This is a genomic window from Calothrix sp. NIES-2100 (assembly GCF_963875285.1).
Taxonomy (GTDB): Bacteria; Cyanobacteriota; Cyanobacteriia; order Cyanobacteriales; family Nostocaceae; genus Aulosira.
The window spans coordinates 9,684,792-9,696,977 of record NZ_CAWNLA010000001.1 but is presented as its reverse complement, the minus strand read 5'-3'; the positions used below and the strand labels follow the sequence as shown (position 1 = coordinate 9,696,977).

Below are 12,186 nucleotides of genomic sequence, written 5' to 3'. Positions count from 1 at the left end.
ACGAGTCCAGAAAAAATTAGCATAGGGATGCTGGACTCTCATCCCAGGTGCTTTACCCTATTATTACGTATCTATCTATTTCCAAATTACTGAATGCAGCTGTCTTTGCTTTAATGTGCATATAGATAGGTAGCTAAGATGTTTAGCACATAATGGTTTTACCATTCTGAATCTTGAATAACTCAATTTTGAACTGCTTATGACCCTAACCCTTTACAATACCCTCACCCGTCGTCAGGAAGCCTTTACAACCGTAGAACCAGGTAAGGTTAAGATGTATTACTGCGGCGTGACGGTATATGACTACTGTCATTTGGGTCATGCCAGAGCTTGTATTGTTTGGGATGTAGTCCGGCGATACCTCCAGTTTAGCGGCTATGAAGTGCGCTACATCCAAAATTTTACCGATATTGATGACAAGATTTTGAATCGAGCCAGGCTGGAACACTCCTCAATGGAAGCTGTGGCCGATCGCTTCATTCAAGCTTACTTTGAGGATATGGCTAGGCTGGGAATCAAAGAAGCTGATGAATATCCCCGTGCTACCCACACGATGAATGGAATTCAACGGCTGATTCATGATTTAGAAAATAAAGGCTATGCTTACCCCGCCGATGGTGATGTTTACTATGCTGTGCGGCAGTTTTCGGAATATGGTAAGCTTTCTGGGCGGAATTTAGAAGATTTGCAAGCTGGCGCAAGCGATCGCGTCAACATAAAAGATCCAGAGTACCAAAAAAAGAAAGATCCCTTTGATTTTGCTTTATGGAAAGCTGCAAAACCCGGTGAACCTGCTTGGGAATCGCCTTGGGGTGCAGGTCGTCCCGGCTGGCATATAGAATGTTCAGCAATGGTACGCGATCGCCTCGGCGATACCATAGATATTCATGCTGGTGGCGCTGACTTAATTTTCCCCCACCACGAAAACGAAATTGCCCAATCAGAAGCGGTGACAGGTAAACCGTTATCTACTTACTGGCTGCACAACGGCATGGTGAAGGTAGATGGCGAGAAAATGTCCAAATCTTTGGGTAACTTTACCACCATTCGCGACCTATTGGATCGAGGGGTGGAACCAATGGCTGTGCGTTTATTTGTTTTGCAAGCCCAATATCGTAAACCCATCGATTTTACCGACGAGGCGATCGCCGCCGCCACCAACGGCTGGCATACTTTGAAAGAAGGATTGCTTTTTGGCTATGAATACGGCGAAAAACTGGGATGGGAAGTCAACAACGCCGCAAGTGAAACAGAAATCTCCCCAGAATATGTCAACCGTTTCCGAGAAGCCGTAGACGATGATTTTAACTTTCCTGGCGGTTTAGCAATCATCTTTGAATTAGCCAAAGAACTGCGCCGGGAGGGAAATATCATTGTCCATGAAGGGAAAACTGCAACACCAGCCGCAGAATTACGCCAAGAATGGGAAACCTTAGTTACCTTAGCGGGAGTTTTAGGCTTAGAAGCGAAAAAAGAAGCCGAAAAGCCTGTAAGTAATGGTTTAAGCGATGCAGAAATTGAGGATTTGATTCAACAACGCCAAGCAGCCAGAAAAGCCAAGAATTTTGGTGAAGGCGATCGCATCCGGAATGAACTCCAAGCACAAGGTATTACTCTAATTGATAGCAAGGATGGCACTCGTTGGCATCGGAATTAGCCCCTAGTCCCTAGTCCCTCATCCCTCATCCCTATGTTTTCTGAACTTACAAAAGCGATCGCTCATATCAATATTCCTGCTGACTGGATTGGTATTAGAGTTGTTAAAGAAACATCCGTGAACCGTCATGTTCGTGATGGCTTACCCCAAGCTAACGGCAAATACTCCACAAAGGGAGCCATGCTAGAAGTATTGGTAAATGGCTGTTTGGGTTATGCTGCTACCAATTCTCTAGATATTGCCAGCTTACAAGCCGCTGCGGAAATAGCATATAAACAGGCACTCATAGCTAGCGAATGGCGGGTCTATGATTTCCGTGAAACTGAGCGTCCCAAAGTTGTCGGTGAATATAACTCACCATTTTTAGAACCATTAGATGCGCTTAGTCCAGGGGAAATCAACGATTTACTGGTGCGGATTTGCCAGACTTTGAAAGTTAGCGACAAAATTGTGCAAACCATAGCCAGCTTCACCAGCAGCGAAAAAGAGACATGGTTTGCCAGTAGTAATGGCTCCCAAGTGTACCAAAAATTTCTCTCTGTAGGCGCTCATTACGGAGCTACTGCCCAAGATGGTGCGATCGTGCAGCAGCGTACTAACAACGGTTCGCACGCTAATTGTTATCAAGGCGGACTCGAACTATTAAAACAAGAAGGCTTATGGCATCGGGTGCAGCAAGTTGGCGCACAAGCAGTAGAACTATTGACAGCCGACGAATGCCCAACAACCCGCACAAATTTAGTCTTAGCCCCAGACCAGATGATGCTGCAAATCCATGAAAGCGTTGGGCATCCCCTAGAAATTGACCGAATTTTGGGAGATGAACGTAACTACGCCGGTGGTAGCTTTGTCAATAAAAGTGATTTTGGCAACCTAGTTTATGGTTCGCCACTAATGAACATTACCTTTGACCCCACCGTACCTGGTGAATTTGCCAGCTATAACTTTGATGACACTGGCGCAGTAGCCACAAGAGAGTATGTGATTAAAGAAGGCGTACTTCAGAGAGGTTTAGGCAGTCTAGAAAGCCAAGCCAGGGCGGGTATAGCAGGTGTAGCTTGTGCCCGTGCTTCCTCATGGAATCGTCCCCCAATCGATCGCATGGCTAACTTAAATTTAGAACCAGGAAACGCCACCTTTGATGAAATCATATCCGGAGTAGAACATGGAGTTTACATGGAATCTAACCGTTCCTGGTCAATAGACGATCGCCGTTATAAATTTCAGTTTGGTTGCGAGTATGCCAAATTGATTGAAAACGGCAAACTTACCAAAACTCTCCGTAACCCCAACTATCGCGCCACAACTCCAGAATTTTGGCAAAGCTTAATCAAAGTTGGTGATACTTCCAATTGGCAAATTTATGGTACTCCTTTCTGCGGTAAAGGCGAACCAAATCAAGCAATTTGGGTAGGACATGGTTCACCCATTTGCCTATTTGCTAACGTTGAAGTCTTTGGCGGTGGTAGTTAAGAAAGTATGAAGTATGAAGTATGAAGGATGAAATTTTGCTTGGTTCTGATTTCATCCTTTATGATTTAGCCTTACTATAATTCCCCTGTGACTACACAATACTCATGAAAATTGACGAATTGTCTGCTTTAGAAAACAGTTTTAATCAACTCATTGAAACTCTACTTATTAAGAAAACTGCAACAGAAGAATTTACAGTTAAACTTAGTAGTGAAAGAAGTCAATTTACACGCTTTAATCATGCAAAAGTTCGCCAAACTGGTTATGTTGCTGATGGTTGGATTGAACTAACTTTAATGGAGGAGCAACGTAGTAGTGTTCGCCAGTTTCCCTTCACTGGTAATTGGGATATTGACTGGCAGATAGCATACACAGCTTTACAAGAATTACGTGAAGAAATCCGGTTATTACCTATTGATCCATATCTAGTTTTACCCTCTGGAACTAACTCTAGTAGAGAAATACATTCTGGCAAATTGTTAGCCAGAGAAGAGGTAGTGCCAACAATACTAGAATTGGTTGCAGACCTAGATTTTACAGGCATATACGCCGGGGGAGTTGTCATTCAAGCTTACGGCGATTCTCAAGGACAAAAACATTGGTTTGCCACAGATACATTTACCTTAGACTATTCTTTATTTAGACCATCAGGACAAGCAGTTAAAGGTACTTTTGCAGGTAGTAAATGGGATAAATCTGCGTATATAGCAAGAATTAATGAAGATAAAAAACAATTAGAATTACTTGCTATTGAACCAAAAAAATTGCCAAGAGGAAATTATAAAACTTATTTTGCCCCCGCTGCAGTAGCTGATTTAGTAAATATGCTTTCTTGGGGGGGTGTAAGTGAAGCCGATCTCCGACAAGGGAACAGTGCATTGGCTACATTATCTCGGCAAGAAAAACTACTTTCCCCAGAGTTCTCTTTAAAAGAAAACTTTCAGCTTGGGTTAGTGCCGCGATTTAATGAATGGGGAGAAATGGCAGCACCAGAGTTATCTATAATCGAAAAAGGATTTTTAATCAATACCTTAATCAACTCTCGTACCGCCAAAGAATATCAAAAAACGGCTAACGGTGCTAACAGTTCAGAAAGCTTACGCGCGCCAGAAGTTAGCCCTGGTAATTTAGCATTCGCGCAGATTTTGCCTAGTTTAGATACAGGCTTGTATGTCTCGAATTTACATTACTTGAACTGGAGCGATCGCCCCACAGGTAGAATTACAGGTATGACCCGTTATGCTTGTTTTTGGGTAGAGAAAGGAGAAATTATCGCCCCCATTGAAAACCTGCGTTTTGATGAAAGCCTCTACCGCTTTTGGGGAGATAATTTAGTTGATTTCACTAACTTTCAAGAATTTATCCCCGAAGTTGGAACCTACGAAAGCCGTCAACTCGGAGGTACTCTGGTTCCAGGAATGTTGGTAGAAGACTTTACATATACGTTGTAGTGATAAACTTTGGTGTTGCCACTAAGAACACCAACCTTGTGTTTTTACAACTTGTTGAATTTCAGTTTCTAGTACTTGAAAAGCAGACAATGCCCGTAATGGTGAAAAGTCATTAATAATTTCCGATAATCGGTGGACACGTTCGTTAGCTGAGAACTGTTTGAGCCTCCGACCTGTCAATCCACTGGCTTGGGACAGAAGTCCATGAAGAGTATCTTTAGGATCGGGTAGTTTTTCAAGTCTATCGAGATCTGGTAATTGTAATGGCTGACGCCCGTGAGGATTTCCTGCCGCCATTCGTAGTGCGGCTTCATCAAATAAAAGCCATGCCTCTTGCATCCGTACAGGAATAACACAAATATGAGGTGGCATTGTCACTGTTTTTATAACTGTTTCTTCTACAGCTTCTCTAATTTCAGCTATACGTTTTTCGGGTAATTCTTTTTCTGCATCTCGGTGAATAAATAACAGATCGCAAGGATAGAAATCTAAACTGCTGATAATACGTGCGGACAAAGTTTTTGGTGGTTTGGATAAGCGTCGCAGATCTGCCCAATTAGACTGGATAGCACACTCAATCTGATTTTCCTGCAATAACCAAGTTAGGATAGGGATCAATGCTTTATCTGAACTGCCGTCAGATAGCAAGGTATAACAAAGTTCTTTCATGTTAACTCTGTAGGAAAACCAGGTATTAGTGGTTGAAGGTCAACTCTATCGACTACTCGCCGTTTCTTGGGTTGTGTTGTTCTTGAGTGTTGAACAATTTCTTTACCTCCATTGCTTTCTAATTCTGCTTCATCAAGTATTACTGGGTTCAAGTAAGCAAGTAATTTATTTTTGGCAACAGTATTCGTTTCTTCTAAATCTTTGTGTCGCCAGGTATCAGGAAGACAACCAAACGATACACGCTTAAATCGGTTCCCTAAACGTATTGTTTCTTTTAATTCGGCAACTAATAAGCTTTCATCAGGTACTTGCATCACTACAGAAGGTGAGTGAGTATTAATAATAACTTGTCGCAAAGGATTATCTATACCTATAGGTTCATCCACATCGGTGGCAATATCTTGAAGCAACTTAAGTATTTTAGGAATGCGTTCTGGATGAATGCCGTTTTCGGGTTCCTCTAAACACAAAAGACCCTGTGCTTGGGAGTCTAATTCTAGAACAGCCAATGCTAAAAAGCGTAGGGTTCCATCTGATAATGCTCTTGCTGGATGTGATGTCCCTTCTCTACCAGTAACTATTAAAGTAAGAAGTTCACGTCGTTCATCTCGGTCAATTCCTACTTTACCCACATCATCAATTAGTTCTGCCAAACGATTAGCAACTTGGCTGTAAACTTGTGCCTCTGCCTGACTGTCAGAAAGTTCATTTGTAAGATGATGTTTATTTAACCTTGCTAGGTGATAGAGTGTTGCAGCTAGGTGAGAGCCATCCATATCTAATTTTGTTGGCGCTGTAAATTCATCCGGTTGGCGTAGTGCTGAAGGTTCTAATTGAAGTAGTCGCCAAGATTGCATTTCTCTTCGCGCTAGTAAGGTTGTTGGACTCTCAGCAGCATTAGCAACAGAAAGTACTGTTCGAGGAAGATTTGCCGCTAACCGAGACAGAGGTTTTCCTTTAATACCATCTTGATGTAGCTTAATAACTGTCTTATCTTTATCACCCTCAGTGGAAATAAAAGGTGAAGTTCTTCGTCCCTTAACTGCTGATTTACGCCACTCAACACTATGAGGAAATAATAAGTTTTTTCTTGCATCACCAAGATTGATATGAACCAACTCTTCCTTGATGATTTCCAGCGATCCTAAAGACCTTAAACTATTATCTGAACGGTAAGCTAGAGTGAGAGAGTAACGAAGAAAGGTAATACTAGCTTTTGCTTGCTGTCCTAAATCATCTACCCCTTCCTCTGGTACTATCATTTCTGCCTCAAAGGACATTTTATCTGTATATTCATAACCAACTCGGTGAAATAAACTACGCACATCTGCTGTTCGTCCCTCTTCATCTCGCACAGATAATGCAGCGTCAATAAGGGTGCGATCGGCGATCGCGCTTAAAAACCTAATAGCATCAAATAAGTTAGATTTACCTACACCGTTAGCACCAGCTACACAGGTAAATGGCCCGAAGCGGACATCAACATCAACCAGATTCTTAAACCCAGAAACTTTTAACCTAGTTAGCATAATATTCCTCTGTTGGCAGAAAATATTATAAGTGTGCCAAGCAGACATTGCTAATTAATAGAGTAAACCTTTTATATTTAGTTTTGTAGTGCAGCCAGATAAATTTACCTATTTCTATAAAATTCATGGTTCAAAAGGTCTTTAACACAGAAGTAAATAATTATTAGAGTTAATAAAAATTGGGCAAATTGTAAAATTGGATCTAATCGCCAGCCCTGAAGCACAAAAATTAAACCCACTAACAACATGATACTTGGTATCAATAGTGCTTGCAGTAGATAAATTACAAAAGCTATGCCATTAAGACTGCTAGCACGTCTAAATAGCACAGTAACCATAAAAATCATGTAAGATATACCAAAAATTATATATAGTAATCCTAGTAAGCTAGCTGTATTCAAACCGAAATTAATTTGCATTAAAAATAAATCATTTAAGCTTGGCATAATATGTAATATTCCACACTATTTAATCAAGTTATTTCCTAATAAAATTGAATAAGCTCGTAGTCAGAGCCAACTACGAACTTATGCAAATTAATGAATTATAAATACCTCCAACTATATTGCCAAAATGGACTTTAAATTAGTTGCTTAAAGAAAGTATTTTTTTATTTAAGAACAAATTAAGCTATTACACATTTGATTTGCAGCTATTGATTAGCCATAATTCTTTCCCTGTTTACATAATCTAATGTTTAATTTTTAATTCTTGATCAAACTCCCGTGCTATTTCTTCATCAGCCTCAGTCGGTAAATTGCTCCCATCAAGCTTATCTCTTCTTGGGTGGTGAAGAATTTCGCGGTGGGGACATATCTGCTCGTAATTCTTGTCTACCATTGGTAACAATTCGCAACATATCTTTAAGATCCTGTTCAATACCTTCTAGGACACTATCGGCATATTGATCCGCACCATTTTCGATTTCTTGAGCCTGAGCGATCGCCGCTTGTCGCATTTCTTCTAACTCTTGCATACAAGCACGGCGCTGTTCCTCAATTTCCGCCAGAGTTTCTTGCATCAAAGCATCGCATTCTTGTTGTACTTGTCGTCTTAGCTGTTCAGCTTCGCGTTCTGCCTGTTGGATAATATCGCTTTGGGCTAAAATTTGGGCGCGTTTAGCTTGCGCCGCCTCAACAACTTGCTGGCCATACTCTTCAGCTTCTAGCAGAATTTCCTCTTTTTGATCGAGCATTGATGCAGCTTCTTGAAAAACTGCGGGTAAAGAAGCCCTGATAAAATCTAGCTGTTCTAACAGCTTTTCATCATCAACTAGAGTGCGTCCAGTCAGTGGAATGCGGAATCCACTAACGATAATCTCCTCTAGGCGATTGAGTTCCTCCTCCAAATCTAAGTTTCCCGCTCCTTCGGGATAGTCTTGAGAGGGGTGATTGTTTCCGTTATGATTGGGTTCAACATTGGAGAGTTGTGGTTGTAGCATTGGTATATTTCTAGAGCAACGTGTGGGGGAACGAGATGATCGACAGAGCCACCAAACCTTGCAATCTCTTTTACCACACTACTACTTAAAAAACTATACTCATTGGAGGTGGCTAGAAAAACAGTTTCTATTTGGGTGGAAAGAGTTTTATTAGTATGCGCCATCTGAAGCTCGATTTCAAAGTCGGAAACTGCCCTTAAACCCCTTAATAACACTTGTGCTTGGCGCATTTGGGCGTAGTTGACTGTCAAACCATCAAAGCTATCGGCTTCGACATTTGGCAAATGTTGTGTAGATACACGAATTTGCTCTAGCCGTTGTTGAACACTAAAAAGTGGCATTTTGTTAGGGTTGCGTAATACAGCGACAATCACCTGTTCATACAGCCGACTAGCACGCTGAATGATATCCAGATGTCCCAAAGTAATTGGGTCAAAGCTACCGGGGTAAATAGCAATCACAATTTTCGATACATCAAAGTTATGTAGGTGATTATATCGGAACCTGCTGGCAAACCTATTAAATCCCAGGGAAAAACTATTTTTATTAGAGAATTTAACGATACTAAGTAATTATTATCAACTCAGTATATTCGTAGTTAGGACTTCAGTCCTAGATTCTCTAGCACGCGAGCGTGCTGACTAGAGATAGGTTTTTACCTCAAAGCAAAACCTGCTCTAATTGTTTATATACTCAAAGCCCCCAGTTTCTTGTTCTAAGATAAGAAACTGCTAACGCTGATTAATAATTTTAGTTATCTAGCTAGGTACTTTTGCATGGCACTGGATCTTTCCACTTTGCCTTTGGCATTTCAATTTACTTCTCCTGGCCCAATTCTCTGGAGAATCGGGCCAATAACTATTCGCTGGTATGGCTTATTAATCGCCACAGCGGTGTTAATTGGTGTCAGCCTTTCCCAGTACTTGGCAAAGCGCCGTAACGTTAACCCAGAGTTACTTAGTGATTTGTCAATTTGGCTGGTGATTGGGGCAATTCCCGCAGCCAGGTTATATTACGTTTTGTTTCAATGGCCAGAATATGCCCAGCACCCGGAGCGAATTATCGCTATTTGGCAAGGGGGGATTGCGATTCATGGAGCGATTTTGGGTGGCTTGGTAGCAGCATTAATCTTTGCCAAACTCAAGCAAATTTCTTTTTGGCAACTGGCAGATTTAGTAGCGCCTTCGCTGATTTTAGGGCAAGCGATTGGACGTTGGGGAAATTTCTTCAACTCGGAAGCGTTTGGCGATCCCACCAATTTACCTTGGAAATTGTATATCCCACCGGATCGCCGTCCCCCAGATTTTATCAATAATGAATACTTCCATCCCACTTTCCTCTATGAATCTTTGTGGGATTTAATGGTGTTTGCCCTGCTGATAACGTTGTTTATTCGCAGTTTACAAGGAAAACCGCGCTTAAAGATAGGTACGCTGTTTCTCACTTACTTGCCAGCTTACAGCTTCGGACGCTTGTGGATTGAAGGTTTGCGTACTGATAGCTTGATGCTAGGCCCCCTGAGGATGGCTCAAGTCGTGAGTTTAATCGGGATTTCTTTAGGATTAGCTGGATTAGCTTGGCTTTACTTAGCTAAACGCCCTTTACCAGATGTGGTTTCTCCCCCTAGGAGTAACGGAGCGATCGGGGAATGAGGAGATGAGGGGTATGAGGGGGATGAGGGAGTGTGGGGAGAAAGGATTTATAACAAATGACCAATGACAAATGACAAATGACTAAAAATAAAAAATGCCCCAGAGGGTTCTCCAGGGCTTAACCAGGGTGCATCTACCATTACTCTCTACTGGCCAAAGAGAAACTATCCGGAAAGTCACTGATAATTTATCAAAAACTTTTTTTGAAGAATTGAAGTAGATGTTTTCATGAGTAAAATTACTGGTAAAATATGTTTTCCAAAAACCTTCCATCCGTAGAACCTAGGGTTTACATTGTGGGAGCGGGTCCGGGAGATCCTGATTTATTAACGGTAAAAGCGCAAAAACTACTGGCTGTCGCGGATGTGATTTTATTTGCTGACTCTCTCATACCCGCCCAGATTTTAGATCTTTGTCGCGCAGATGCGGAAATTATTCGGACGGCGAATAAAACTTTAGAAGAGATTGTACCGCTGATGACAGAACGAGTGCGATCGCACAAATCTGTCGTTCGTCTCCATTCAGGTGATCCTAGCCTCTACAGCGCTATCCATGAGCAAATGTACCTGCTATCAGAGGCAAATATCCCTTTTGAAGTGATCCCAGGTATCAGCGCCTTTCAAGCCGCAGCTGCTAAATTGCAAGTAGAATTAACTGTACCGGGTTTAGTGCAAACTATTATTCTGACCCGTATCAGTGGACGTACTGAAGTTCCTGCAACTGAAGAACTAGCCACACTCGCAGCACATCAGGCTAGCCTTTGCTTATATCTAAGTGCGCGTCATGTGGAAGATGCTCAAGCCAAGTTACTAGAACATTATCCAGCCGAAACCCAAGTAGCGATTTGTTTCCGTGTAGGCTGGCCTGATGAAAAAATTCGAGTTGTTCCCCTCAAGGAGATGGCTGATTGTACCCACAAAGAACAGCTAATTCGCACCACACTTTACATTATCAGTCCAGCACTTTCGCCAGCAACAGGGCGATCGCGTTTATATCATCCCGAACATCATCATCTATTTCGATCTAGTCATTAGTCATTGGGCATGGAGCATGGGGCATGGGTAAGAAAACTCCCCACACTCCCCATATCTCTCTCTGCTTCCTTGTCCCTCCGAAGTTCTGTTCGTCGTTCGCGCAGCGTCTCCCCTTGGGAGAAGACGTTGGCGTTCGCGCAGCGTCTCCGTTAGGAGAAGCCAGACGCTCGTACCTCGCTACCGCTGCGCTAACGCCGGACGCCGGCGCTCAGACTTCTCTCCTTGTCCTCCTCGTCTTCCTTGTCCCCCTCATCTCCCCTACTACCTTGCGCCGCTGCGCTTCGGTAAACTAAATAAGGTCATTGCCAACTTAAAATAGTGGCAATTTTAAATACTGTTGACTGTTGACTGTTGACTATTGACTCTTGACTATTGACTCTTGACCATCATTGAATTTTGAATTTTTTACTATGCCATTAATTAAAGTACAAACTTCCGTACCTGCTCCGGAAAAAGTTGAAGTTGAGTCCATGCTGAAAAGCTTATCAGCTAAATTAGCAAAGCATTTGGGAAAACCAGAAGCCTATGTAATGACAGTTTTTGAACCGGAAGTTCCGATGACGTTTGCTGGTACTACAGATCCGGTTTGCTATATAGAAATTAAAAGTATCGGCACAATGAAACCTGAACAAACTCAAACCATGAGTCAGGATTTTTGCCAACAAATTAACCAAGCATTAGGTGTACCGAAAAATCGCATTTATATAGAGTTTGCAGATTCTCTAGGTGCGATGTGGGGCTGGAACGGTACAACATTTGGTTAGATACCTCGAAGTCATGTAGAGGTACTCCCAAATCATGTTGGAGTACTTCAAACTTTGTCGCACCGCGATCAAGTACATAGGCGCGATGTCTGGCGACAATAAGCATAGCTTCTAAAGATTTTAGGTGAGCATGGACTCGGCGATGCTTGGGCTGAGCTTACGCACTTGAAATTAAAGACAGTCGCTACGCATTTTCAGGTTTTTGACTACAGGGAGAGAGCGGTTGAGTGGTGAGGTTCCCGAAAATTGACAGTGTCCCAACCAGTCGGATTTCGACTCCGCTCAACCCTCAGGTGTCGAGAGTTGAGCGGAGTCGAAACTCGGTTTACTGGTACTTTATTTTCATGCAAGTTCCTTAATTCAGTTATTCTTTATCAATAAAGTGATTAATATCACTTTATTTTGATACATAAAAACTGTCTGTATCTTAAACGCATAATAGCTATAGAACCAAGCAGATTGCTGTCGCAAGGTGGCTGAAGATAATTTAGAGCAACAATGTCCTAATTGCGACGA

General features: G+C 42.1%; 11 protein-coding genes. 6 read left to right on the top strand and 5 right to left on the bottom strand.

The genetic code is table 11. The features are described from left to right. The first annotated feature begins 199 nt into the window (after positions 1-199). The 3 genes from cysS (at position 200) to AACU32_RS39430 (ending at position 4,581) form a co-directional block, all read left to right on the top strand. Positions 200-1,657, top strand: a complete 1,458-nt coding sequence (cysS, locus tag AACU32_RS39440) for a cysteine--tRNA ligase (RefSeq protein ID WP_096607628.1) — start codon at positions 200-202, stop codon at positions 1,655-1,657. Positions 1,658-1,690: 33 nt separating this feature from the next. Beyond that, a complete protein-coding gene (locus tag AACU32_RS39435) occupies positions 1,691-3,130 on the top strand; it encodes a TldD/PmbA family protein (RefSeq protein WP_096607627.1) in 1,440 nt (479 codons plus the stop codon). A gap of 104 nt (positions 3,131-3,234) precedes the next feature. Continuing rightward, entirely contained in the window at positions 3,235-4,581 is a 1,347-nt protein-coding gene (locus tag AACU32_RS39430) for a TldD/PmbA family protein (RefSeq protein ID WP_096607626.1), read from the top strand. 21 nt (positions 4,582-4,602) lie between these two features. On the opposite strand, the gene AACU32_RS39425 is transcribed toward AACU32_RS39430, so the two are convergent. The 5 genes from AACU32_RS39425 to coaD form a co-directional block, all read right to left on the bottom strand. Then, positions 4,603-5,250, bottom strand: coding sequence for a DUF4276 family protein (locus AACU32_RS39425; protein WP_096607625.1), 648 nt, complete (start codon positions 5,248-5,250; stop codon positions 4,603-4,605). Then, positions 5,247-6,779 (bottom strand): AAA family ATPase, encoded by a 1,533-nt coding sequence (locus tag AACU32_RS39420; RefSeq protein ID WP_096607624.1) that lies wholly within the window; start codon positions 6,777-6,779, stop codon positions 5,247-5,249. Before AACU32_RS39420 ends, AACU32_RS39425 begins: the two co-directional genes overlap by 4 nt. 104 nt (positions 6,780-6,883) lie before the next feature. Next, a complete protein-coding gene (locus AACU32_RS39415; protein ID WP_096607623.1) occupies positions 6,884-7,225 on the bottom strand; it encodes a Ycf66 family protein in 342 nt (113 codons plus the stop codon). A 326-nt stretch (positions 7,226-7,551) separates the two neighbouring features. Next, complete coding sequence (locus AACU32_RS39410) at positions 7,552-8,220, bottom strand: DivIVA domain-containing protein (protein WP_096607622.1); 669 nt, start codon at positions 8,218-8,220, stop codon at positions 7,552-7,554. Beyond that, entirely contained in the window at positions 8,130-8,681 is a 552-nt protein-coding gene (coaD, locus tag AACU32_RS39405) for a pantetheine-phosphate adenylyltransferase (protein WP_096607621.1), read from the bottom strand. The genes AACU32_RS39410 and coaD overlap by 91 nt, the downstream gene beginning before the upstream one ends. A gap of 315 nt (positions 8,682-8,996) precedes the next feature. Between coaD and lgt the strand changes: the two genes are divergently transcribed. From lgt to AACU32_RS39390, 3 genes are all read left to right on the top strand, one after another. After that, a complete protein-coding gene (gene lgt / locus AACU32_RS39400; protein ID WP_096607620.1) occupies positions 8,997-9,872 on the top strand; it encodes a prolipoprotein diacylglyceryl transferase in 876 nt (291 codons plus the stop codon). Positions 9,873-10,123: 251 nt separating this feature from the next. Beyond that, entirely contained in the window at positions 10,124-10,906 is a 783-nt protein-coding gene (gene cobM / locus AACU32_RS39395; protein ID WP_096607619.1) for a precorrin-4 C(11)-methyltransferase, read from the top strand. Between the two features lie 410 nt (positions 10,907-11,316). Further along, on the top strand, positions 11,317-11,670 hold the full coding sequence (locus AACU32_RS39390; protein WP_096607618.1) for a phenylpyruvate tautomerase MIF-related protein: 354 nt from the start codon (positions 11,317-11,319) through the stop codon (positions 11,668-11,670). The last annotated feature ends 516 nt before the right edge of the window (positions 11,671-12,186 follow it).